Source organism: Hyalangium minutum (assembly GCF_000737315.1).
Lineage (GTDB): Bacteria > Myxococcota > Myxococcia > Myxococcales > Myxococcaceae > Hyalangium > Hyalangium minutum.
The window spans coordinates 983,849-1,007,644 of record NZ_JMCB01000003.1 but is presented as its reverse complement, the minus strand read 5'-3'; the positions used below and the strand labels follow the sequence as shown (position 1 = coordinate 1,007,644).

General features: G+C 68.3%; 21 protein-coding genes. 11 read left to right on the top strand and 10 right to left on the bottom strand.

From position 1 onward, the window contains the following. Nucleotides 1-6 precede the first annotated feature (6 nt). The 4 genes from DB31_RS10640 to DB31_RS44675 are packed head-to-tail and all read right to left on the bottom strand — an operon-like array spanning nucleotide 7 to nucleotide 4,738. Entirely contained in the window at nucleotides 7-750 is a 744-nt protein-coding gene (locus DB31_RS10640) for an SDR family oxidoreductase (RefSeq protein ID WP_052419858.1), read from the bottom strand. Next, nucleotides 747-2,240, bottom strand: a complete 1,494-nt coding sequence (locus DB31_RS10635; protein WP_044185891.1) for a radical SAM protein — start codon at nucleotides 2,238-2,240, stop codon at nucleotides 747-749. Before DB31_RS10635 ends, DB31_RS10640 begins: the two co-directional genes overlap by 4 nt. 12 nt (nucleotides 2,241-2,252) lie before the next feature. Continuing rightward, nucleotides 2,253-2,993 (bottom strand): SDR family NAD(P)-dependent oxidoreductase, encoded by a 741-nt coding sequence (locus DB31_RS10630; protein ID WP_052419857.1) that lies wholly within the window; start codon nucleotides 2,991-2,993, stop codon nucleotides 2,253-2,255. Next, nucleotides 2,990-4,738, bottom strand: coding sequence for a radical SAM protein (locus DB31_RS44675; protein ID WP_052419856.1), 1,749 nt, complete (start codon nucleotides 4,736-4,738; stop codon nucleotides 2,990-2,992). Before DB31_RS44675 ends, DB31_RS10630 begins: the two co-directional genes overlap by 4 nt. Nucleotides 4,739-4,928: 190 nt before the next feature. Between DB31_RS44675 and fabZ the strand changes: the two genes are divergently transcribed. The 8 genes from fabZ (at nucleotide 4,929) to DB31_RS10585 (ending at nucleotide 12,319) form a co-directional block, all read left to right on the top strand. Further along, nucleotides 4,929-5,396 carry a 3-hydroxyacyl-ACP dehydratase FabZ gene (gene fabZ, locus DB31_RS10620; protein ID WP_052419855.1) on the top strand — a complete coding sequence of 156 codons (468 nt, stop codon included), beginning with the start codon at nucleotides 4,929-4,931 and terminating at the stop codon, nucleotides 5,394-5,396. A 30-nt stretch (nucleotides 5,397-5,426) separates the two neighbouring features. Then, nucleotides 5,427-6,626, top strand: a complete 1,200-nt coding sequence (locus DB31_RS10615; RefSeq protein WP_052419854.1) for a beta-ketoacyl-[acyl-carrier-protein] synthase family protein — start codon at nucleotides 5,427-5,429, stop codon at nucleotides 6,624-6,626. Then, on the top strand, nucleotides 6,623-7,666 hold the full coding sequence (locus tag DB31_RS10610) for a beta-ketoacyl synthase N-terminal-like domain-containing protein (RefSeq protein ID WP_075305940.1): 1,044 nt from the start codon (nucleotides 6,623-6,625) through the stop codon (nucleotides 7,664-7,666). Before DB31_RS10615 ends, DB31_RS10610 begins: the two co-directional genes overlap by 4 nt. Continuing rightward, nucleotides 7,663-8,946, top strand: coding sequence for a beta-ketoacyl-[acyl-carrier-protein] synthase family protein (locus tag DB31_RS10605; protein WP_044185887.1), 1,284 nt, complete (start codon nucleotides 7,663-7,665; stop codon nucleotides 8,944-8,946). Before DB31_RS10610 ends, DB31_RS10605 begins: the two co-directional genes overlap by 4 nt. Continuing rightward, nucleotides 8,943-10,145, top strand: coding sequence for a beta-ketoacyl synthase N-terminal-like domain-containing protein (locus tag DB31_RS10600; protein ID WP_044185885.1), 1,203 nt, complete (start codon nucleotides 8,943-8,945; stop codon nucleotides 10,143-10,145). The genes DB31_RS10605 and DB31_RS10600 overlap by 4 nt, the downstream gene beginning before the upstream one ends. 340 nt (nucleotides 10,146-10,485) lie before the next feature. Beyond that, nucleotides 10,486-11,229: an SDR family NAD(P)-dependent oxidoreductase gene (locus tag DB31_RS10595; protein WP_044185883.1), complete on the top strand. Its 744-nt coding sequence runs from the start codon at nucleotides 10,486-10,488 to the stop codon at nucleotides 11,227-11,229. Next, nucleotides 11,226-11,900 carry a nitroreductase family protein gene (locus tag DB31_RS10590; RefSeq protein ID WP_044185881.1) on the top strand — a complete coding sequence of 225 codons (675 nt, stop codon included), beginning with the start codon at nucleotides 11,226-11,228 and terminating at the stop codon, nucleotides 11,898-11,900. The genes DB31_RS10595 and DB31_RS10590 overlap by 4 nt, the downstream gene beginning before the upstream one ends. Then, complete coding sequence (locus DB31_RS10585) at nucleotides 11,897-12,319, top strand: phosphopantetheine-binding protein (RefSeq protein ID WP_044185878.1); 423 nt, start codon at nucleotides 11,897-11,899, stop codon at nucleotides 12,317-12,319. Before DB31_RS10590 ends, DB31_RS10585 begins: the two co-directional genes overlap by 4 nt. A 6-nt stretch (nucleotides 12,320-12,325) precedes the next feature. On the opposite strand, the gene DB31_RS10580 is transcribed toward DB31_RS10585, so the two are convergent. Continuing rightward, on the bottom strand, nucleotides 12,326-13,849 hold the full coding sequence (locus tag DB31_RS10580) for an Hsp70 family protein (protein WP_044185876.1): 1,524 nt from the start codon (nucleotides 13,847-13,849) through the stop codon (nucleotides 12,326-12,328). 48 nt (nucleotides 13,850-13,897) lie between these two features. After that, a complete protein-coding gene (locus DB31_RS10575; protein ID WP_044185874.1) occupies nucleotides 13,898-16,501 on the bottom strand; it encodes a hypothetical protein in 2,604 nt (867 codons plus the stop codon). A 227-nt stretch (nucleotides 16,502-16,728) separates the two neighbouring features. On the opposite strand from DB31_RS10575, the gene DB31_RS10570 reads away from it, so the two are divergent. Both DB31_RS10570 and DB31_RS10565 read left to right on the top strand, forming a co-directional pair. After that, a complete protein-coding gene (locus DB31_RS10570) occupies nucleotides 16,729-18,978 on the top strand; it encodes a PrkA family serine protein kinase (RefSeq protein WP_044185872.1) in 2,250 nt (749 codons plus the stop codon). Between the two features lie 118 nt (nucleotides 18,979-19,096). Continuing rightward, a complete protein-coding gene (locus DB31_RS10565) occupies nucleotides 19,097-19,966 on the top strand; it encodes a S1 family peptidase (protein WP_044185870.1) in 870 nt (289 codons plus the stop codon). A 10-nt stretch (nucleotides 19,967-19,976) separates the two neighbouring features. Here DB31_RS10565 and DB31_RS10560 read toward each other — a convergent pair whose 3' ends face one another. Next, entirely contained in the window at nucleotides 19,977-20,330 is a 354-nt protein-coding gene (locus DB31_RS10560) for a DUF2019 domain-containing protein (RefSeq protein ID WP_044185868.1), read from the bottom strand. Between the two features lie 428 nt (nucleotides 20,331-20,758). Between DB31_RS10560 and msrA the strand changes: the two genes are divergently transcribed. Then, nucleotides 20,759-21,430: a peptide-methionine (S)-S-oxide reductase MsrA gene (gene msrA, locus DB31_RS10550; RefSeq protein ID WP_044185863.1), complete on the top strand. Its 672-nt coding sequence runs from the start codon at nucleotides 20,759-20,761 to the stop codon at nucleotides 21,428-21,430. A 63-nt stretch (nucleotides 21,431-21,493) separates the two neighbouring features. On the opposite strand, the gene DB31_RS10545 is transcribed toward msrA, so the two are convergent. From DB31_RS10545 to DB31_RS10535, 3 genes are all read right to left on the bottom strand, one after another. Next, complete coding sequence (locus tag DB31_RS10545; RefSeq protein ID WP_157231911.1) at nucleotides 21,494-21,988, bottom strand: hypothetical protein; 495 nt, start codon at nucleotides 21,986-21,988, stop codon at nucleotides 21,494-21,496. Between the two features lie 190 nt (nucleotides 21,989-22,178). After that, nucleotides 22,179-23,324 (bottom strand): glycosyltransferase family 4 protein, encoded by a 1,146-nt coding sequence (locus tag DB31_RS10540; RefSeq protein ID WP_044185861.1) that lies wholly within the window; start codon nucleotides 23,322-23,324, stop codon nucleotides 22,179-22,181. A gap of 59 nt (nucleotides 23,325-23,383) precedes the next feature. Further along, a complete protein-coding gene (locus DB31_RS10535; protein ID WP_157231909.1) occupies nucleotides 23,384-23,722 on the bottom strand; it encodes a hypothetical protein in 339 nt (112 codons plus the stop codon). Nucleotides 23,723-23,796: the final 74 nt, after the last annotated feature.

The window sequence follows — 23,796 nt, the reverse complement described above, 5'->3', positions numbered from 1 at the left end:
GCCCTCCTACAGGCCACCGTCTGCGACGACCTTGGCGCCGGTCATGAACGTGTTCTCGTCCGATACGAGGAACACCGCCATGCGCGCGATCTCCTCCACCGAGCCGAGCCGCCCCAGCGAGCACTGGCTCAGGTATTCGTTCAGCCGGTGCTGCGGCAGTGAGCGCGACAACCCCGCATCCAGCAACCCCGGCGCCAGCAGGTTCACTTGGATGGAGTAGCGCCCTACCTCCCGCGCGAGCGCCTCGGTGAACCCGCGCAGTGCGGACTTGGCCGCCGCGTAGTGCACCGGTGCCTCCACCACGCGCTCCGAGGCGAACGAGCCGATGTTGAGGATCTTCCCGGCCCGTGCCCGGATCATCGGCCGCAGCACCGCTCGGGAGAACAGGTACGTGCCCTTGACGTTGACGTCCATCACCAGGTCCCAGTCCGCCTCCTCAATGAGCGCAATGGGAAGGACTTGGTTCGCCCCCGCGTTGTTCACCAGCACGTCCACGCCGCCCCAGGCCTCCACCACGGAGGCCACCGTCTTCTTCACGTGCGCGGCGTCCGCCACCGAGCCCTGGAAGACGAGTGGCGCCGAGCCTGCCTCGGTGATGCGCGCCTGGGCCTCCTCCGCATCGCGCGTGTTCTTCGAGTACGTGAAGGCCACCCGAGCCCCCGCGCGCGCCAGCTCCTGGCAGATGGCCAGCCCCAGTCCGCGCGAGCCTCCGGTGACGAGGCAGCGCTTCCCCTCCATGCGAGGCGTCACTTGACGCGCTCCCCAGGGAAGACGGGGAGCTTGAAGCCGCCGCTCCGCTCGTTCCAGGTCTTCGGCGCGCGCATGAAGCGGGCCTCCTTCTCGCGGTACAGCACGTTGTAGTTGCACACCGGGATGGTGCTCCCATCCGGGTAGCAGTTGGAGTCACAGCAGCGCATCACTCGCTCCACGTCGAAGGTCTCCTCGTCCATGTGCGAGTGCACGTAGACGGCCTTCACCCACCGCTCCGAGGCCCGCAGCCCCTCGTGCCGGCTCAGCACCCGGCCCTGCGGGAACAGCACGCCCAGCAGGTGCTTCAGCATCCGCAGCGTGCGCTCCGCCTCGTCGCCACCAAAGGCCCAGAGCCGGTCGATGGCATCGTGCATCGCCGTCTCCAGACGCGGGCTGGGCTCTAGGTACAGGCGCTCGCCGAGCACCGCGTAGAACTCCTCGCGCGGCATGAAGCGGGCGAACGGCACCGGCGGGCCGCCTTCCGGATCCAGCAGCATGTATGCGATCTGGTAGCAGAGCGGGTGCGCGCAGGGGGAGGGTACGAAGTCCTCCTCGCGCAGCATGCCCCCGGTGGTCTCCTGGATGCGCGTCAGCACCTCGTGCATGGAGATGCGTCCCGAGCGGTCGAAGCTGACGCCGCCCTGCCCGGTATACGTGATGGTGTGGATCTCCAGGTGCCGCACACAGGAGCGCTCCAGCCCGAGCCGGATGATGCGGCCGACTTCGTGATCGTTGTACCCGCGCGTCATCACCGGGATGAGCGCGCAGTCCACGTTGTGCTTATCGAGCAGATCCAGACAGCGCAGCTTGATGTCCAGGAGCTTCGCCCCCTGCATCGCCTGGTCCACGGAGGGCTCGAACGAGTCGAACGAGAGCGCCACACGCGCCTGAAGTTCTCCCAGCCGCTGCACGAGCCGCTCGTCCTGCGCGAGCTTGATGCCGTTGGTGCAGAGGGTGACGCGGTGGGCCCCGGCCTTGTGCGCGTGCTCGATGAAGTCGAGGAAGTGCGGGTGCACGGTGGGCTCGCCGCCCGTGAAGTTGATGAGGTCCAGCTCGCCGCCGTGGTCCTTCACCAGATGCCCGAGGATCTGGTCGAAGGACTCGAGCGTCATATGGAACGCGCCCTCGTTCTTGTTGTGCACGTAGCAGATGGGGCAGTTGAGGTTGCAGGCGCTGGTGATGGTCACCACCGGCAGGCGGACCTTCTGCTCGTGGGTGCTGCAGGCCCCGCAGTCGAACGGACAGCCGTGCTCCACCGCCTTGCGAGCCACCGGAGGCGCGGGCGGGGTGGCGATGGCGCGCGTGCGCTCGTACCAGGCTGCGTCGTCCGAGAGCATCACCGACTGGGCACCGTGTGTGGGGCACTGCTTGCGCATGTGCACCTCGGAGCCCACCGCCACCACCTGCGCGGGCAGCGCGTTCTTGCACTGTCGGCACAGGCTGGTCGTCTCATGCAGCAGCCGCTCCGCCACCGCGGATCCATCCGGCATGTGAGCCCCTCCTCACACCGCCCCGTCGAGGACGAGTGTGGCTCCGTTCATGTAGCTGTTGCGATCCGACACGAGGAAGGCCGCCACCTCGGCCGCCTCCGCCAATGTGCCCACGCGCCCGAGTGCGCAGTTGCGCAGGTACTCCTCGAGGCGCGGCTGCGGCAGGTTCCCGGAGACGCCTTCCTCCAGGACGCCGGGCGCCAGGCAGTTCACCGTGACGCCGTAGCGGCCGAGCTCCTTGGCCAGCGCCTCGGTGAAGCCCTTGAGGGCGGCCTTGGCCGCGCAGTAGTGCACGGGGGCCTGCATCATCTTCACCCCGGCCAGCGAGCTGATGTTGAGGATGCGGCCGCGCTTGCGGTGGATCATCCCTCGCATGGCGGCCTGGGTGACGAGGAATGCGCCCTTGACGTTGATGTTCATCACCCGGTCCCAGTCCTCCTCTTCCATGAGCGCCAGCGGGACCACCTGGCCCACGCCCGCGTTGTTCACGAGGATGTCGAGGCCGCCCGACTCCTGCTCCAGCGAGCGCACCATCTGCTGCACCGCCGGCTTGTCGAGCACGTTCACCTTATAGGACCAGCCGCGCACGCCCTGCGCCTGGATGAGGGCGAGCGTCTCGGTGGCGTGCTGCTCGGAGCGTGAGTAGCAGAAGGCCACGTTGGCGCCCTCTCGCGCCAGGATCTGGCAGAGGGCTCGTCCCAGCCCGCGGGAGCCGCCCGTGACGAGCGCCGTGCGTCCCTCCAGCAGCTTCACTTCAACACCGGCAGCTTGAAGGAGGCCGGGCCCGCTGCGTTGACGGGAGGATTCGTCGTCCAGGGCTTCTTGCCCCAGGGAGCGATCTCCGTCTTCGGGCCCTTGGCGGCGCCACGGTGGAACATGTTGAAGCCGCACGCCGGCATCACGCGTCCATCCACCTGGGGATAGTGGTGGCAGCACTTGCGCAGCCGCTCCAGATCGAAGTCGTGCCGGTCCATATAGTGGTGGAGGAAGATGCTCTTGGCCTGCTGCTCGCCGATGAGCACGGACTCCTTGTTGGTCAGCTTGCGGTCCGGGAACATCACGTCCAGCGAGCGCCGCAGCGCCTTGAGCACGTCCTCGCCGCGCTCCACCTCGTCCTGCCGGGCGAAGACGTCGTGGATGACCTCCTCCAGCGCGTCATGGATCTCCGGCGACGCTCCCAGCGTGGCCGACGAGCGCAGCAGCGTCCCGTGGCGCTTGAAGTCCACGAAGCGCCCGAAGGGCATGTACGCGCCGTCGTTCAGCTTCAGGAGGTAGGTCAGCGAGACGCACTGCGGATGTGAGCAGGGCAGGGGCGAGAAGTCGCTCACCTTCAGCTTGCCGCCCGTCTGTTCCTCGATGCGCTGGATGACACCCGGGATGGTGAGCCGATCCATCGGGTCGTGCTTGAAGGCGCCTCCGCCGAAGCCCGTGTACGCGGCCGGCTGGAAGTTGAGCGAGAGGACGAAGTCCTTCTCCATGAGCAGCTGCACGGCCTGGCCGATCTGGTGCTCGTTCACGCCGCGCGTGGCCACGAAGATGATCTGCGTGGGGATGTTGAACTCCTCGAGCATCTTCAGCGCCGCCACCTTGTCCTTGGTGAGATCCTTGCCGCGGATCTTCTCGTGCGTGTCAGCGGTGAAGCCGTCGAGCTGCAGGCCCACGTAGGCGCCGCTGGCCTTGATGGCCTCGGCGAAGGCGCGGTCCCGGCCCAGGCGCAGGCCGTTGGTGATGAGCACCACGCGGCCGATCTCCGGCCGGTTGGCGATCTCCAGCAGCTTGAGGATCTCCGGGTGACTGGTGGGCTCGCCGCCCGAGAGCGCCAGGGACTCGAGCTGGCCCTCGCGCTCCACCATCCCGTCGACGATGCGCTGGAACGCCGCCAGCTCGATGTGGTTGGAGTACTGGTTGTTGACGATGCAGATGGGGCACTCGAGGTTGCAGTGGTCCGTCACCTCGACGATGGGCAGGCACGTGTGCTGCTCGTGGTCCGAGCAGGTGCCGCAGTCGGTGGGGCAGCCGTGCTTTACCTCGGTGGCGAACTTCAGGGGCTCGGTGCCCGCGCGAGCGAAGGTGTAGGCGCGCACGTAGTAGCGCGCGTCCTCGCTCACCAGTGCCTCCGACGGCCCGCACTTGCGGCAGTTCTTCTTGAAGTAGACCTTGCCCCGGCGGATGACGACCTCGGCCTGCAGCAGCGCGAGGCATTGGGGGCAGGTAGAGGTGGTGTGCTTGAAGAGGTGATCGCGCGCGTCGTCCGCCACCTCGCCGCGCTTCACCCAGGCCTCCAGGTACGCGTCCGCGCTGTCGGCGACCTTGGCCTCCGACTGTCCGCAGGTGGTGCAGAACTTGAGCGCCCAGACTTCACCCTTGCGCAGCACGACGCGGGCCTCCACGGGCTCAGCGCATTTCTCGCACGTCGAGGGTTCGTGGTGCAGGAAGGTGTGGGGCTTGTCCGGCCGCTGGACGACTCCCTCGATCGGCGCGCAGCTCGTGCATTCCATGGAGGCCTCCGGGACGCCGCGACTTGGGGCACGCCAGACGCGCGCCTCGGGCGACGACAGGTGGCGGCATCGTGCTAGCCCGAGGGGGCGCCTGTCCAGACCCTTGGGGTGCGTGCTATAGCGCGGCTCGTCACGCTTCGGCGTCCGCGTCTCTGTGGATGGGGTGCGGTCCGGATTGCGGAGGGTCCTCGTGCGCTACGTCCTGCTCGACCGCATCACGCGCCTGGTGCCCGCGGAGGTGGCTCACGGCGTCAAGTGCGTCTCGCTCTCGGACGACATCTTCGCCGACCACTTTCCAGGCCACCCCATCATGCCCGGAGCGCTCATCGTCGAGGCCTTGGCGCAGCTCGGCGGCGTGCTGGTGGAGGCGACCATGCGCGAGCGCGGACGCAACGATCTGCACGCACTGCTGACGATGATCGATCGGACGAAGTTCCGCAGGATGGTGCGTCCGGGAGACAAGCTGGAGCTGGAGGCTCGCCTCATCACCGCGCGGGAGGAGGGAGGCCAGGTGCGCGCGACGGCCACGGTGGAGGGCCAGCTCGCGGCCGAGGCCGAGCTCACGTTCGCCTTCGCCGAGGTGAAGAGCGAGAAGCTGCGCGCGCGCCGTCGCGAGGTGCTCAACGTCTGGTTGACCGGAGCGGCGGAGGAGCCGTGAGCGCGCCGCAGCGACGCAAGGAGCACAGCCATGCGGCGTGAGGCCTTCGTCCGAGGTGTGGGCGCGGTGTCGTCTCTCGGGCTGGACTGGCCGAGCACCGTGGCGGCACTGGCGCGGGGAGAGAGCGCGATTTCGAGGGTGGAGCACTTCGACGTCGAGGGCTTCCCGTGTCAGGTGGCGGCTGCGGTGCGAGGCCTCGCCGAGGGCGCGGAGGATCGCCGCCGGGAGTTCGCCTTGCGAGCTGCTCGGGAGGCATGGGCTCATGCATGGCTCCGTGCCGCACCGGAGCGCATCGGTGTCTTCATGGGAGCGGAGTCCGGCCGTGCGAGCTTCTCCACGGTGCTGGCGCTGGCGCAGGCCGCTGGAGGCGGTGCTCGCTTCGACCATGAGGCGTTCGGGCAACGCGCGCGGGAACTGGCTCCTCGGATTGACGCGGCGGCGGTGTCTCCTGCGGCGGTGGCGTCGATGCTGGCGGGAGAGTTCGGAGCTCGAGGTCCCTGTGAGACGCTGTCCCTGGCTTGCTCTTCGGGGGCTGCGGCCATCGCGGAGGGCGTGCGAGCCATCCGCCGGGGTGAAGTGGACGTGGCGCTGTGTGGCGGCGTTGGGGCGGACGTGGATCCGCTGATGCTGGCCGGGTTCGGGCTGTTGGGAGCGCTGTCGGCTCGGGGCGTGTCTTGTCCCTTCGATGCACACCGGGATGGCTTCGTCGTGGGGGAGGGCGCGGCGATGGTGGTGCTCTCCGCCGAGAAGGGCGATGCCGTGGCCTCGGTGGCGGGGGTGGGGCGATCGCTCGATGCGTGGCACCTCACCGCGCCGGATCCCGAGGGAGAAGGTGCGGCGGCGGCGATGCGAGCCGCGCTTCGGGAGGCCCGGCTTGAGGGCGTGGACTTCGTGCAGGCGCACGGCACCTCGACGCAGCTCAATGACGAGGTGGAGGCCCGAGCGCTCCGGCGGGTGCTGGGAGCGCGGCTAGCCGAGGCCCATGTGAGCTCGGTGAAAGGGGCGCTCGGTCATTGGATCGCGGGAGCGGGAGCGCTGGGCTTCCTCTGCGCGGTACATGGGCTGGAGCGGGACGAGGTGCTTCCGACCGCGGGCCTGCGCAACCCGGATCCTCGCTGCGAGCTTCCCCACGTTCAGGGCCAGGCCCTGCGCAAGCGGGTGGGCTCGGCGCTCGTCAATGCGTTCGCATTCGGTGGGGCGAACACCAGCCTGGTGGTGGTCCGCGCATGAGGCCCGTGGCCGTGGTCGCCGCCACCGCTGTCACTGCCCAGGGCATCGGTTGGCGCGGTCTGGGCAAGGCCGTGCGTGCAGGCGACACAGCGGCCACTTCCTGTAAGGCGCTGGGAGGAGTCCTCGCTGCGCAAGTGCCAGCACTGCCCACAGCCCAGGATGTGGAGCCAAGGTTGCTCAAGCTGATGAGCCGAGGAGCGCGCCTCTCTTGCGTGGCGGCTCGGAGCCTCTTTCAGGAGTCGCCAACGTTGCCGCGAGAGGAGACGGGCTTCTTTCTCGGAGTGGGTGCCTCGGGCGGTGCGATGGAGGAACTCGAGGCGATGCTCGACGCGAGCTTCTTGGAGCAGCACTTCGACCTCGGGCGGTTTGGCACCGGGGGGCTTGGCGCGTGCAATCCGCTCTTCGCCTTCCAGTTGATGAACAACTACACCCTCTGCCACGCCGCTATCCGTGAGGGACTGAGGGGACCGAACGCGGCGATCTTCTCGCGAGGGAGCGGCACGGTGCTCGCTCTGGCGGAGGCGCGCCATACGGTGGCAGTGGGCGACTGCGAGGTGGCACTCAGCGGCGGAGCGGACTCGGCGCTGCACCCGGTGACATGGGCAGAACTGAGCCGAGAAGAAGGCGCGGGCGTGGTGCCGGGAGAAGGGGCCGCGCTCCTGGCGCTTGCGGCTCCTGGCCATGCGCAGCCACTGGGCTTTCTGAATCGCTGTGAAGTGCACCCGGGACAGCAGGGGCTGGCGCCAGCGCTCGAATCGGCGAGGCGATCCCTGGATGCCCTCGAGCCAGAGTGCGTGGTGCTCACGGCCACGCCAAACCGGAGAGAGGCTGCACGGGAGTTGGCTCTCCCCGTGTGTCCCGAGTCTGTGTTCGATGCCTCCGCGCTCTTCGGTGAGTCCCTGGCGGCGTCCGCTGCGTTGGCGACCGTGGCGGCCCTGGACCTGCTGCAGGACGGAGCCATTCGCCGCGCGGCTGTGCTCGTCGTGGGCCCGGATGGAGATGTAGGGCTGGTGGGACTGGCACGGGAGGTGGTCTCGTGAGCCAGGCCGTCATCACGGGCTGTGGCGTGGTTTCGGCCCTGGGGGTGGGAGCCCGGGCCTTCTGGGATGCACTCGGCGAGGGCCGTGCCGCCGTGGGACCCATCCACCACTTCGATGCCTCGGGCTTCCCGACGCGCGTCGCTGGGGAGGTGCCGGTGCTCAGGACGGACGGTGCGTGGCTCCGGGAGTACCTCGGGGGACGCTTGCCGGAGTCCCTGCTGGAGGACTGGGACGCTTCCGGAGCACTGCGAGACCGGAAGATTGGCTTCGGGTGGGTCGCCGCGCTGGAGGCTTGGCACCAGGCCGGCTGCGGCGAGGATGCGAGCGATACCTGGCTGTCGATGGCCTTGGGCTTGGAGCAGGCCTTCCTGGAGGACTTTGGCCCGCTGCTGCGCAAAGAGGGCACGCGCGCGGCCATTGACTGGGTGGCCGAGCCGGGAGCGCCGTTGCCTCGGGTGCGCTTCCGCTCGCGGATCGATCTCTGCGCGGACGGGCTCGTGAAAATGCTGGGCCTGACGGGACCGGTGGTGCCCCACGTCTCCGCGTGCGCAGCCGGTACGCTCGCGGTGGCACATGCCGCCTCGCTCATTGAGCGCGGTGCGGCCACGCGGGTGCTCTGCGGCGCGAGTGACTCGATGGTGAATCCGCTGGGGCTGGGGGGAATGTCCCGCTTGGGCGCTCCCTCTCCTCGGGCCGAGCCGGATGCGTGCCGGCCCTTCGATCGACGCAGGGACGGGCTGGCCATCGGCGAGGGGGCCGCCATGTTCGTCGTCGAGTCCGAGGAGCGTGCCCTGGCCCGAGGTGCCCGTCCCTTGGCGCGCATTCTCGGCTGGGCAAGCACCCAGGACGCCTACAAGACCACGGCTCCTCTGCCGGACGGCTCGATGGCACGGAAGGCCATGCAGCAAGCGCTGAAGCGCGCGGGGCTCTCTGCCAGGGACATCGGCTATGTGAATGCCCATGGCACGGGCACGCCCCTCAACGATCCCGCGGAGGCCCGGGCCATTCGCGAGGTTCTGGGGGATGTGCCGGTGAGCTCCATCAAGGGAGCGGTGGGGCACCTGATGGCGGCCTCGGGGGCCATCGAGGTCGCGGCGTCCCTTCTGCCGTTCCTGGGCGACTGCCTTCCGGGGACCGCGCACCACCGCGAGCGCGATCCCGACTGCGACATCGATATCATCGGCGAGCGTCCCCGCGAGGCGCGAGTGGAGGCAGTGCTGTCGAACTCCTTCGGTTTCGGGGGACAGAACGCAACGATCATCCTCGGGAGAGCGGCATGAGCGCGGACGTCCTCGGCTGGGCATGGCGCACGCCGTTGGGTGACTCGGTGGACACCGCCGTGGGCCGGCTCCTCGCCGGAGAGCGCGCGGCGACGGACAAGCTGCGCTTCGAGACCCGTACCTACGCCTGCCGGCTGGGAGCACCGATCCTCTCCCAGCCACAGCGCTCGAAGCACGCGCGCTTCCTGCGAAGGATGGGGCTCTTCGGGCTGGAGGCCGCGCATGAAGCACTCCAGCTGGCCCGTGGTCACGGTTGCGAGGCCTCGGGTGAGCGGCTGGGGATCTTCTGCGGCTATGGCGGACTGCGGGCCCACTGGGACGACATGATGGAGGGGCTCTCCGCGCAGCAACCGGGGCAAGGCGGTACGTGGGAGCGCGGGCTCAAGCGCATTCACCCGTACTGGATGCTCAAGCACCTCTCGAACAACGCGCACGCGCTCCTGGCTGCGGACCTCTCCGCACGAGGCGATGGTGCCACCTATGGAGGAGCCACTGCAGGCGCCCAGGCGCTCTCTGCGGCCATTCGGGCACTCGAAGCTGAGAGCATCGATGTGGCGCTGGTGTTCGCCTACGACTCGCTGCTCGAACCGGAGACGCTGGTGGACCTGGCCGCCCGGGGAGCCGCGACCACAGGGGACCTTGCGAACCTGGCCGCTCCGTATGATCTCCACGCGCGAGGCTTTGTGCCGGGGGAGGCCGCTGCGGCGCTGGTGCTCCAGCGTCCAGGAGCGAAGGGGGCGCTGGCGACCATCTCCGCGGCTGATGGCGCGGACAGCCACGCCTCCGAGCCTGGCCCGGAGACACTCGCTGCCGTCGCCGCGCGCCTGCCTCGAGCGGACGCGGTCGTTGACGGCTCCGGCCGAGCCCTTCCTGCGCTGGATGCTGCGGAAAGGTCCGTGCTGGGGGCCCTGCTTGGACAGGGGGCGCAACTCACGGCGGTACAAGCAGCGTTCGGACAGCTGGGGGCCGCGGCACCGCTGGTACAGACCATCGCCTTGGCGAACTGTCTGCGGAGAGGTGTGCTGCCCCCCATCGCCGGGCTGCGCGAGCCCGCCGAGGGATCGCTCCTGCCTGTTCGAGAGCCCACCCCCACGACGGCGCGTTCGGCATTGGCCCTCTGCACGGGGGCACCCGGACTTGTAGGCGGAGTGCATATTGGCAGCCCCAGCGGACAGCCGAGCCCGGCGGAGCGCGCATGAGCCCAACCTGTCTGACAAGTAGACCGGTTCACGGTGGCCGCGCACGGCAGGGAAGGGCTCTGCCGGTCCGCTTTGGCGTGAACTGGTCTGACAAGCAGACCGGTTCACGGCGGCTGTACCCGGTGGAGGGGGCTCCCCCGGGCCGGTTCGGTGCGAACTGGTCTGACAAGCAGACCGGTTCACGGCGGCTGTACCCGGCAGAGGGGGCGCTCCCGGTCCGCTTTGGCGTGAACTGGTCTGACAAGCAGACCGGTTCTGGGAAACCGCCCGGGACTGCCGCGGGGCTTCCCTGCTGTGCCGCTGGTTATCCGGTGTTGGCAAAGCTTCCGCGAGGTGAAGCATGAGCGAGAGGGGTGTGGCTCTGGTGACGGGGGGCTCGCGCGGAATCGGCCGAGCTGTCGTCCTCGAGCTGGCCCGGCGTGGCTACTCCGTGGGCATCAACTTTCGTGAGCAGGGGGCGCGTGCCGCCGAGGTGGTTCGCGAGGTCGAGGCACTCGGCCAGCGGGCGTTCTTGCATCAGGCCGACGTCTCCGACTCAGCTCAGGTGGTTCGTCTCATCGAGGAGACGGAGCGCCAGCTGGGCCCCATCGACGTGCTCGTCTGTGGCGCCGGCGTCACCCGGGACACGCTCCTGGGCGCGAGCACCCCTGAGGATTTGACTGCTGTCCGCACCGTCAACTTGGACGGAGTGGTGCACTGCTGCCGGGAAGTGGCGAAGCGGATGATTGGCCGGCGGCGAGGCTCCATCGTGGCGCTCTCGTCCGTCGCGGGGCAGCGGCCGGGACGGGGACAGAGCCTCTATGCGGCCACCAAGGGCGCAGTGGAGTCCTTCATCCGCGCCTTGGCCGTGGAACTGGCGCCGAGGAACATCCGGGCGAACGCCGTGGCCCCCGGCGTCATCGAGACCGAGATGACCCGGGATATCCTCGCGCTCGCGCCGGATGAGGTAAAGCGGCGCATCCTGATGCGGCGGCCCGGCAAACCCGAGGAGGTGGCGAAAGTGGTGGCCTTCCTGTGCTCCAGCGATGCCAGTTACGTCACCGGTCAGGTGTGGAACGTGGATGGAGGGTTCAAGCTCGAATGAACGGCGAGTCTTTTCTCGATCTCCTCTCTCACCGCAGGAGCGTGCGCGCCTTCACGGCCCGGCCCGTTCCTCGCGAGGCGTTGGAGCGCCTGATGCAGGCCGCGGTGACGGCACCGTCTCCCACCAACCGCCAGCCCTGGCGCTTCGCGGTCGTCACCCAGGCCGCGCTCCGTCAGCGCCTCACCGAGGCCGTCCGCACCCGCGCCGAGGAGATGAAGGCCATCATCCGCCAGGGCCACCACGCCGAGGACTTCGGCAAGTACGGCGACTTCTTCCACGAGCCCCTCGCCACGGCCGCGGCCATTATCGTCCCTCAGTACCGCATCTATCCGGACCTGATCGCCAACCTCGTGGCCTCCGGGGGAGGGGACCCCACGAAGTTCCACACCGCCGCGTCCATGCAGGCCGAGCTCTGCTCCACCAGTGCCGCGTGCATGGCCCTGCTGCTCCAGGCCCAGGCCGAGGGGCTCGGCGCCTGCTGGATGTCCGGACCGATGATTGGCCGCGATGAGATCCAGCGGCTGCTGGACATCCGGGAGCCCTGGAAGATGGTCGGAGCCATCGCGGTGGGGTATCCAGACGAGCTGCCCGCCAAGCAGCCGCGCAAGCCCCTTGCACAGGTGGTGACGTGGTTCGAGGATGGCCCCGAGCCTCGGGAGGCCCAGACATGACCGCCGCAGTCCCAGCGTCCGCAGCCGAGGTCCAGAAGATTGAGCAGCAGGTCCGCGAGGTGGTTGCCGAGGCCCTCGCCCGGGATCTCTCCGAGGTGAAGCTCGAGACCCTCCTGATGGGAGACCTGGGCGCCGAGTCGCTCGACTTCCTGGACATCGTCTTCAAGCTGGAGCGGGCCTTCGACATCCAGATCACGCGCGGCGAGATGGAGCGCGCCGCCCGCGGCACCATGTCGGACGAGGAGTTCGCGCCTGGCGGCGTCATCTCCGAGACAGGGCTCGCCCGGCTCCGGGAGCTGATGCCCGAGGCCGCCTCGCACATCCAGCCCGGGCTGCGCCCCGCGCAGATCCTCAGCCTCTTCTCCGTGAAGACCTTCGTGAACCTGGTGCTCGCCAAGCGCCAGGGCCAGAGCGTCTGAGCCCCGTCAGCTCTGCGTGACGCGGACGGTGGTCCGCATCTCGCGGCCCGTGGCCGGATCCCTCGCGCGCATCGTGAGGATCCCCTCCACGTTCACGTCGAAGGTGATCTCCACCTGCACCCGGCCGGCCTTTTCCGTCCGGATCCCCGAGAAGGTGAACTCTCCCAGCAGCTCGTTCTGGGACACCTGCTCGTGGTCGCCCTGGTAGATGCGCATGGCGAGCTCGGTCTGGTTGTCGATGCTCGTCGTCGCCACCAACTGCTTGGCGTTCGGAATGGGCGCGTTGCGCGGGAACACCGTGTGGAACATCCCGCCCGCCTTCTCCAGCCCGATCGCCATCGGGATCACGTCCAGCAGCTGGATGCGCAGGTTCGTGTCATCCTGCAGCGAGTGCGCGTAGAGCGCCGCGCCAATGGCCACCGCCTCGTCCGGGTGTACGCCTTTGCTCGGCGGCTTGCCGAAGAACTTCGTCAGCCGGTCCTGCACGATGGGCATGCGCGTCTGCCCACCCACCAGCATCACCTCGTCCACTTCCTTCGTGGACAGCCCCGCGTCCACCAGCACCCGCGCCACGATCTGCAGCGACCTGTCGATCAGATGGCTGGTCAGGTTCTCCAGCATCTTCCGCGTGAACTTCATCTCGATGTTCAGCGGCTGGCCCTGCGACGTCATCGTGATGAAGGGGATGTTGAAGGGCACCTCCTCGCGCGCGGAGAGATCGATCTTCGTGCGCTCAGCCAGGTCCTTGATGCGCTGCATGGCCACCGGATCCGTGGCCAGGTCAATGCCCGTCTTCGCCGCGAAGTCCTTCAGCACGTGGTGGATGATCGCGTTGTCGAAGTCGATGCCACCCAGGAAGATGTCGCCGCCCGTGGCCTTCACCTCGAAGACGCGGTCGCGGATCTCGATGATGGACACGTCGAACGTGCCGCCGCCGAGATCGTAGATGACGACCTTCTGCTTGAGGTTCTTGCCCACGCCGTAGGCCAAGGAGGCCGCAGTGGGCTCGTTGATGATGCGAACCACCTCGAGATCGATCAGCTTGCCCGCGTCCTTCACCGACTGCCGCTGCCGATCGTTGAAGTACGCCGGCACCGTCACCACCGCCCGCTTGATGGGCACCTTCATGTGGTTGGAGGCCACGTCGCGGATCTTGTTCAGGATCTTCGCGCTGACCTCCTGCAGCGAGAACTCCTTCTTGCCCACGTCCAGGACGACGTCGTTCTTCTTGCCGGCGCGCATCTGGTACGCCACGACCTTCTTCATCGTGTCGACGATGTCGCTCTTGTAGCCGCGGCCCACCAGCCGCTTGGCCCCGTACACGGTGTTGCGCGGGTTGAGCTGCCACTGGCGCTTGGCCTCGTAGCCGATGAGCTCATTGCCCTTGTCATCAATCGCGAAGATGGAGGGGATGGTGTAGTCGCCTCCCTTGTAGGGCACGAGCTTCACGTTCCCGCTGTCGTCGACATACGCCGCGCACGAGTTCGTCGTGCCGAGGTCGATGCCGATGATGGGCTCCTTCTTTTGCATCGCGTGTGGACTCCCAGAGTAGGAGAACGAGGGCTCCAGAACGTTATTTCACCAGGAAGTGGCTCGCGAGTAAGCATCCAGGTGAACCGTCAGCCCCAGCAGGTTGGCTCCCCCCACGCCCAGCAGGTCCTCGGGGGTAGTGGGGGCTGAAAGATCCATGGCCATTATCTCGCCTGTCGCTGATTCCTGGCTCACCGGGTCTTCTCCGACACCCGGAGGGGCATCTGGCAGGCGGAGGGGGGCTTGTCCTGGCACGAGCGGCAGGAGGACCACGTGCCGGCTCCGGGCTCCGGTGAAGGTGATCCGGGCCAGCTCGGCCCCCGCCTGAGCCAGGGCCGTCCACTGCGCCGCCGAGGGCGTGAAGGTGCGCTGCGACACGGTGTACGCCCCGGCGGGCACGGGGAGAAAGGGTGGGATGACCACCCGGGTGGGAAGTGGCGAGCCCCGGACAATCCGGCCTGTGGTGTCGCCTCGGGCCTCGGCAATCCGGGTGGCGAACGCCCAGACCCCGGGTGTGCCGATTTCCACTCCTGCGTACGGGGCACCACTGCGAAGCAGGACGGGATCCAGTGGCCGGGTGCCGTCCGGCGCGGGGGCGCCTCCTGCGCGCGAGGAGAGTCCCAGCGGGGTGAGGCCGGTCTCGGCGGAGATCTCCACGGCGCTCGTCACCGCCGTGTCCAGCCCGGCGGGCAGGCGGGGAAGCACCACCTCGGTGCGGCGGAGTTGCTCCCGGCGGGGGCGGTGGGAGAAGCCGGGCAGGCTGAAGTAGTCCGGGATGTCCTCGGGGCCTAGCGGGCAGCGCGCGGTGTCCGAGCAGCGTCCATCCCCGTCCACATCCGTGGAGTCCGCGACGCGAGGCCGCAGGGGAACGGAGGTGAAGGCCTGGAGCGCGTAGTCCATGGCCCCCGTGTAGGCCAGCAGATCCGTGGAGCCGAGGTTCGCAGCCACGGTCAGCTCCGTCCGCCCGGCGAAGGCCACCGCCGCCCGGCGTCCCGGCTGTCCGAGCCCCAGCGATCGTCCTTTGAGCTCCACGGGGGCTCCGAAGCCGGATGCGGCGTAGGCCACGGTGCTCCCTGCCACGGGCACGGATGGGGGCAGGCCGGGCACGGTGATGAAGAACGTCTCTCCCAGCAGGGTGGTGAGATCCAGGTCCGGCACGTCTCCGGCGGAGAGCAGGGAGAAGCCGAGCCACAGCGGGCCGGTGGAGTGGACCTCGGAGAACTGGATACCCGCGTTGAAGCCCGCGGCACCGTGCACCGGGTTCTCTCCCAGCGGAAGCAGCACGTCCCTCGCGAGGGTTGCCGTCACGGACACGCGGTCGTAGCGCGGGTATCCGTCCGCGCGGAGTTCGGGCGAGGCTGCCGAGAAGCTCGCGGTGCTGCCCGTCGAGGAGGGGAAGGCGGCCGTGCCGCTCGCGTCGGTCGTCGCCGTGACGGGAGCAGGGCAGGGCGCGGCTGCGGGAGGCGCGTCACAGCCGAGCACCTCCACCCCGCTCAGCGGCAGGCCCGTGGACGCGTCCACCACGGTGACTCGGCGGCCCTCGGTGAGGGCGGGGAGGATCGTGAGGGTGGCCTCGACGGGCGTCACGCCTGGATGGGTGACACCCGCGCGGATGCGCACCGTGCCAGCCTGCACCGCTGTCACGTCTCCCGAGGGCGTCACCGTGGCCGCGTTGCTTGGAGCTCCGCTGGCATCCACCACCGTGTAGCTCCCAGAGATGAACGGGAAGCTCGCTCCAGAGAAGGTGAAGGCCACGAGCGAGAGCTTCACCGAGCCTCCCACCACCAGCACCGCCGCTCGAGGGCTGAGCGCCAGGGTGGAGATCTCCGAGGCCGCCGGGGCAGGGTGGCACGCGCCGTCCGTGCACGCCTGGCCCGAGGGACAGTCGGCGTGGCCTCTACAGCCGCCGGGCACGCACCGCTGTGCCACACAGAGCTGTCCGGTGGGGCACGGGTCTCCCGTGGGGCAGGCCGTCGAGGGCTGGCAATATCCCTGCTGACAGAAGGCCGGTGCGGCGCAGTCCGTGTCGATGAGACAGCGCGGCAGCTCCTGGCAGATCTTCAGCGCGCAGTCGAAGCCGGGCGGACAACTGCCCGAGGCGAAGGCGCGGCAGTCCGTGTTCTCGGGGCACTCGGCGGAGGACTGGCACGCGCGGTACTCCAGGCAGCGGCCCGCTGTCGCGCTGGTGCAGTACTGGCCCGAGGGGCAGTCCGCGAGCGTGGCGCAGTCGGCCCGAGCACACAGGCCCGCCTCGCAGATGAGGCCCTGTCCTCCGCACGAGGCGTCATTGATGCACCGGCGCAGACAGGCCCCACCCTGACAAGCGAAGAGCACACTGGCTACCTGGGGATCCACGCCCGGGGCGCAGCTTGCGGCCGTGGTACAGGCGGGCAGACAGGCGCCCTGGGTCACCTCGCAGTGCTGGCCGGACAGGCAGTCCGAGTCCCCCGTGCACCGGCGGCTGTCCTCACACCGGCCCTGCCGGCACACCTGGTTGGCGGCACACGCCGCATCCGAGCCGCACAGGCACCGGCCCTCCGAGCAGTTGAAGCCCTGCGCACAGTCCGTGGCGGCGGCGCACTCGGGGCGAGCCCCGCAGGCCCCATTCGCGCACGCCTGTCCAGAGGGGCAATCGGTGTCATCCAGACACATCGGCCCACACCCTCCGAAGCGGCAGCGGCCCTCGGGGCACTCCGAGTCCGTGACGCAGGGGGGCGAGGAGGCAGGCGGGCACCCGGAGAGCAAGGCCACCAACAGAAGTGCAAGAAGGGCCCTGGACATCTGTCGCACCGAAGGGAAAGTTGCTGTCTTCTGCCGAGCGACGGCGGCGGCTCGGTGACATTAGTTAGGCCACGACTCAAGCACACAGGAGAGACGACGTGGAAGCCAGGCGCTACCTGCAGGACATCGGAGGGCAGGTGTCCGCGGACTTCGTCAAGAACAGGTCCATCCTGTCCTTCGAGGAGTACGTCACCCTCTTCTTCAACGATCCGCGGCACCAGTCGCGCAACGCCGCTCAGTACCTGCACGACGTGATGGACCACTACGGCACCGAGCAGGTGCCGCACCCCACCGGCACCATCCGCCGCTTCAAGGTCTTCGACGTGCCCTCGAGCGACCGCGACGGGCGCGTGGCCGGCCAGGAGGAAGTCCAGAACTCCATCTACCGGCTGCTGGGCAACTTCGTGCGCGCCGGCCGCATCAACAAGCTCATCCTCCTGCACGGGCCCAACGGCAGCGCCAAGTCCACGCTCGTCAACGCGCTCAAGGCGGGCATGGAGGACTACTCGCGCCAGCCGCAGGGCGCGCTGTACCGGCTGGGTTGGATATTCCCCTCGGAGAAGCTCATCAAGGGCTCCATCGGCTTCGGCGAGCGCGTGCCCGCGGCCACCGATGATGTGACGACGTACGCGCACCTGGACGCGGAGGCCATCGACGTCCGGATGCCGTGCGAGCTCAATGACCACCCGCTCTTCGTCGTCCCGCCTCCCGAGCGCCGCAAGATGCTGGAGTCGGCGCTGAAGAAGAAGGGCCTGGGCACAGGGGACGGTGAGTCCGGGGACTTCATCCTCTCGGACTACATCCGGGACGGGGAGCTGTGCCACAAGTGCCGGCGCATCTACGCGGCGCTGCTGACCTCGTATGGGGGTGACTACCTCAAGGTGCTGCGCCACGTGCAGATCGAGCGCTTCTACATCTCCCGGCGCTACCAGATGGGCACGGTGACGGTGGAGCCGCAGATGAGCGTGGACGCCATCGCGCAGCAGATCACCGCCGACCGCACGCAGCTCAACCTGCCGGCCGCCCTGCACGGCGTGGTGCTCTACGAGCCGCATGGCCCGCTGGTGCACGCCAACCGCGGCCTCATCGAGTACGCGGACCTGCTCAAGCGCCCGCTGGAGGCCTTCAAGTACCTGCTGGGCTTCAGTGAGACGGCACAGGTGCCCCTGGAGCCCTTCGTGCTGCAACTGGACGAGGTGCTGATCGCCTCGGCCAACGAGAAGCACCTGGGGGCGTTCAAGGAGCTGCCGGACTTCGCCTCGTTCAAGGGCCGGATCGAGCTGGTGCGGGTGCCGTACCTGCGCCGCTACAAGCTGGAGCAGGAGGTATACGACGCGGAGATCACCCTGACGTCGGTGGGCAAGCACGTGGCGCCGCATGCCACCGAGGTGGCCGCCATGTGGGCGGTGCTCACGCGGCTCAAGAAGCCGATTCCGGAGCGCTACGCCCAGGACGTGAAGGAGCTGGTGGATCACGTCACCCCGCTGGAGAAGATGCACCTCTACGAGGAGGGGCGGGCGCCCGCGCGGCTGAGCCTGGCGAACACCAAGGAGCTGAAGAAGCTGCGCACGGACCTGTACGAGGAGTCAGACGCCTACCCGAACTACGAGGGGCGCTCGGGGGCCAGCGCGCGGGAGATCAAGACGGCGCTGTTCAACGCGGCGCAGAGCACGGACTACAAGTGCCTGCACCCGCTGGCGGTGTTCGAGGAGCTGCAGGCGATCTGCCAGGACAAGAGCGTCTTCGAGTTCCTCCAGCAGGAGGTGGTGGACAGCTACCACGACCACGAGGAGTTCGTGCGCGAGGTGGAGGGCCAGTACCTGGACTTGGTGGACTCGGAGGTGCGCGACTCGATGGGCCTGGTCTCCGAGGGCCAGTACCGCGAGCTGGTGGAGCGCTACATCCAGCACGTGAGCCACTGGGTGCGCGGGGAGAAGCTGCGCAACCGGGTGACGGGCGAGATGGAGCGGCCGGACGAGCAGCGCATGGCGGAGCTGGAGTCCATCGTCATGCCGAAGGGCGAGGATGCGGGCGAGTACCGCCGCGGGCTGATCTCCTCCATCGGTGCGCACCGGCTGGACAACCCGGACGCGGAGATGGACTTCGCGCGCATCTTCCCGGACATGTTCAAGCGCCTGCGCGACCACTACTTCGAGGAGCGCAAGCGGGTGCTGCGCAAGAACAAGGAGAACGTCCTCAAGTACCTGTCCGAGGAGCGGGGGCAGCTCACGCCGCGCGAGCAGACGCAGGTGGAGAGCACCCTGAAGACGATGGCGGACAAGTACAAGTACTGTGAGTACTGCGCGAAGGACGCGATCCTGTTCCTGATGAAGAAGCGCTACACCTGAGAGCAAGCGGGCAGGGGAGGGCTTGGGGGGCGCCGTGCTTTTGAATCACAGCGCGGCGCGGGAAGATCCATTGCTCATAGATGTACGGAGTCCTGCACCCCCCTTTCGCGGAGCTTGGATGAACCGGTTTCTCCTCGGGGCCCCCGCCCTGTTCGCTGTCCTGTCGTGCGCCAGCGCTTCTCCGTCGTCTCCTCCCGCGCCCGTAGCGGAGGCTCCGGCGGTCAAGGCTCCCGTGGAGCGGCAGATGGCGGCGGTGGCGAGGCCGTCGCGCAAGCAGGTGGTGCGGGGGATTCTGCCGAGCACGGTGCGCATGCTGGTGACGGAGAACGGCAAGACGCGGCGCACGGCCTCGGGGGTGGTGATCGGCACCGAGCGCACGGAGAAGGGCGTGATGAGCTACGTCATCACCAACGCGCACGCGGTGGGCATGGACGATCTGAAGAGCCCGCGCATGGTCATCACCCAGGAGCGGCAGGGCGAGCTCTCGGAGTATCCGGTGGAGGTGGCGGTGGTGGGACAGGTGCCGGAGATGGATCTGGCGCTGCTGCGGGTGCCGGGGGTGGAGCTGACGCCGGCGCAGCTGGCGGAGGACGCGGAGCTGGAGCTGGGCGAGGACGTGGTGGTGGCGGCGTGCCCGTTCGGCAAGTCGACGTCGCTGTCGGGCGGGATGTTGTCGCAGGTGGAGTGGGACTCCCAGGCGAAGGTCCCGAAGATGGTGAAGACGGACGCGCCGATCGGGTACGGGGCGTCGGGCGGCGGCATCTTCAGCCTGGAGACGGGCAAGCTGCTGGCGATCGTCGAGGGCTACCGGACGGCGAAGGTGGGCTTCGCGGTGGCGAACGAGGACTACAGCTTCGACGTGCCGATGCCGGGCGAGACGTTCGCGGCGCCAAGCTCGAAGGTGCGCAAGTTCCTCCAGGCCCAGGGCTTCGCCCGGTTGCTGGAGCGCGCCTCCGAGGGCGGCGTCGGGCAGACGGCGCAGAGGTAATAAGTCCACCTCAAGGTCCCGGATCCAAGTTCCAGGTACCCTCGTTCCAATTCTGCAAAACCTGGGAGGCGATGAAGGGGATCATTCCCTCACCCTTCGCGGCGTCCTCCAAGACACGCATGGCTTCGCCCGTGCAATGGCGCAGCAGGTACGCCGCAGCCTTGACCCGGACGTCCATTCGCGGATGAGTCAACAAGGCCGCCAGTGCGTCGCGTCCGGCGTCGCCGCGTGCTCGGAGCTTGTCGAAGGCGGCGATGTATTGCTTGGCGTGCTTGTTGCCGAGCTTGGAGTCCCCTTGCCAGATGGCATCTGTTTGTGCGGCGACGTGTTGGGCGAACTGCTCTACGAGATCTGTCAACGCCATCACCAGATTCCCTTCTGGATGTTCTCGATGACTCGCAGACCGAACTGGCGTTGAGCTTCGTACGGGCGAGCCGCCTCCGCTGGGAGTGGGGAATCCAACGGAGGCTCTGGCAATTCAACCGCGAGGTCCGATGCACAGCCAAGGCCGAGGACCACCAATGCGAGCACGCCGAGGCGATGGCGGAATCCCCCCTCCGGGAATGGCGCGGAGCGGTACGCGGACATGACAAACCTCAGGTTGAGAGGTCACCTTCGTAGCATTTTCGCCCACGATGGTGGGTCGTCGCGTAGCTGCCCCTCAGCAGCTAAGGAGACTGCCCGGGCCCATCTTCCCGTCCCCCCCGGCCGGAGAGCAGGACCCGGCTGTGGCCGGTGTAACGGGACCCAGGGGTCGTGCGTAGAAGGGGGTGGAGAAGGAAAGGACCCCCCATGACTTCCCGCTTCCCTCGTCTCACCCTGCTCGCCCTGGCTGTCACCCTGGCTGGAGCCGGAGCGCTCGCCTCCAGCCCCGCCAACCCCGCGCCTCCGAAGAAGGAGGCCGCGCCCGCCAAGAAGGAGGAGCCCAAGCAAGCCACCGCCCTCTTCGCGGGCGGCTGCTTCTGGAGCATGGAGAGCGCCTTCGACAAGCTCCCCGGGGTGATCTCGGCGACGTCGGGCTACACGGGCGGAACGAAGGCGAACCCCACCTACGACGAGGTCTCCAGCGACAGCACCGGCCATGCCGAGGCTGTCCAGATCGTCTACGACCCCAGCAAGGTCACCTACGCCCAGCTACTCCAGGTCTACTGGCACAACGTGGACCCGCTCACGCCCAACGCGCAATTCTGTGATCACGGCTCGCAGTACCGCTCCGCCATCTTCTTCCAAGATGCGGAGCAGCAGCGGCTCGCCGAGGAGTCCAAGCGCCAGCTCGAGGCGTCGGGCCGCTTCAAGAAGCCCATCGTCACTCAGCTCGTGGCTGCTTCGACCTTCTACCCGGCCGAGGACTACCACCAGGACTACGCCCAGAAGAACCCGGTGCGTTATCGCTACTACCGCTCCGGCTGTGGCCGCGACGCGCGCCTCAAGGAACTCTGGGGCGACGACGCGCCGAAGCACTGAGGCACCGCGACAGCCCCTCCCCCGTACATGAAGGCCGACAGGGGAGGGGATTCACAGCGGTGGTTACTTCTTACCCTCGGTAGGCGTCGTCTGCCCGCCGCCGCCCGCGCCCTGCGGAGGCCCCATCCCGCCCCAGCCGGCCTCGACGCCCGTCTTCCACTTCCACTGCCCATCGCGCTTCACCAGCGTGCTCGCGTTGCGGCCGGTGACCTTCTGCTTGCCCAGCGTCATCGAGAAGTCATCGACGACGTTCGCCAGCGAGTCCGAGATGACCGTGATCGACCGCTTGTGGGTCATCTTCAGGTCCTTGGGCATGGTCTCCATCATGGGCTTCATCATCGCGGCGTACTCCTCGCGGCTGTACTCCTTCGCCTCGGGCACGCCCTTCAGATCGTCGGTCATCATGTAGATGGGGAAGTCCACCATCGCGAGCGAGGCCTCGAAGTTGCCGCTCTTCTCGGTCTCCTCCATCTTCTTGAAGAAGTCCTCGATCTCCTTCTTCGTCTGCTTCTCGTTGGTGGGCTTGCGAGCCCCCGGGCCCATCTTCGTTAGATCCATGGCCGGCGCATTGCCCTGCGCAAATGCGGAACCGGCGAACACAACGGCAGCAACACACACAACAATCGAACGCTTCATGGCTCGACCCCTCCTGAGTTGGTGGTCGGGCGGCCGAGTAGGCCAAGCGCCTCGCGTCGTCAAACGAAGAGCGGTCAGCCCGTGACGGCCTCTGCCCGGAACTGTTGGGAACTCAGCTCCAGCCCCGCTCGGTGCGAAGCCGCTCGCAGAACTGCTCGGTGTCCTTGGCCGTTTCGTCCCACGTGCGCCCGCGGGCGCGCGTCTGTCCCCGCACGCGCAGCTCCGCCACGCGCTCCGGGTGCTCCAGCGCTTCGACCAGCAGCCGCTCCCAGCCCGCCACGTCCCCGGCCTCGCAGAAGAGGGCTTCGCGGCCATGCTCCGCGAGATCGCCCAGCCCGCCCTCGTCGAAGCCCACCACGCACAGCCCGCACGCCATGCCCTCCAGCCACGTCTTGCCGAACCCCTCGAAGAGCGAGGGGAACAGCAGCACATCGTGCTCGGAGTAGAGCTTCCTCAGCTCGGTCCTCGGCATCCACTCGCGCACGCGCAGCCGAGAGCCAAAGGCAGGGCGGTACACGCGCTCCGCCTCTGGCACAGCGCCCTCGTGCACCACGAAGGTCATCTCCAGCTCCGGGAAGCGCTGTGCCAGCCGGGGCAGCACCTCCTCCATGAGCCGTGAGCCCTTGCGCGCCAGGTAGCTGCCCACGAACAGCAGGCGCGGCAGGCGCACGGGCGGCTCCACCCGAGGCCACTCCAGGAAGTCCTGATCGAGCCCATACCCGATGAAGCCCACCTTGCCCTCGGGCAGCCCGTACGTGTCGTGGATGAAGCGCGCACAGCGGGACGAGGGCGCCACCAGCCCGTGCGCCGCCCGCGCCGTGCGCCAGCACGCCATCACCGTCATCGCCGCGCTGGCCTTCGAGAGGACGCGGTTGCCCAGCGGCCGCTGCGGCTCGTAGCCCAGGCGCTGCTCGGCCTGCAGCAGGCGGTGCTCCCAGCCATGGGTCCGATTCACGAAGAGAGTGCGCGGGTGCAGCGAAGGCAGAAGCTCGTAGGCCAGGTAGGCCTGGGGCTGGCTCACCATCACCACGTCATACCGAGCCGACTTCAGACGCCGGGCCAGCGCCCGGAGTTGTTGGGTGGGCACCTCGAAGTGGCGGCGCAGCGCCGGGTGGCGCAGCAGCCCCCGTTCGGGCGGCAGCCACTCGTACTCCACGGAGTGTCCTCTCGCAGCCAGCGCCTGCCCCACCGCCAACACGGAGCCCGCAGAGCCACTGTTGGGATCCGGGACGAACTGGGCAGCGACCAGAAAGCGCATCGCCACCGTTTTAGGTCACTTGCTCGCTTGAGGCGACCAGCCTTTTTGCAGGTCGCCTTTCAGGGCTCCAGCAGCTCGATCCACTGGGCCACCCAGATGCGCTCCCGAGGCTCGTACGCCGCCCGCACGCGCTGGCCCGCCTTCAGGTCCGCCAAGTGCCCCGTGCGCCCAGGAAGGAAGATGGTGGTGTCGCCGTCCACGCGAAGCTCCACCCGCTCGTTCGCCTGCTCGAGTTCCACCGTCACCGTGCCCCCGCGCAGGTTGACCGCCGTGATCGGCCCGCTCACCTCGCGCAGGCTCCGCACTTCGGCGGGGGGTTCTTGTGCCAGGGCGGGCATGCTCACCAGCCCCAGTGTTCCCACCCCCAGCGCTCCCAGCCCTACAACCCTTCGATTCATCCTTCCGGCCCCTTTGTAGGGAAGTTGGGGACGCACCCTCCCGGAACCAACCTGCTTGCAGTCCCTTCGTCGAT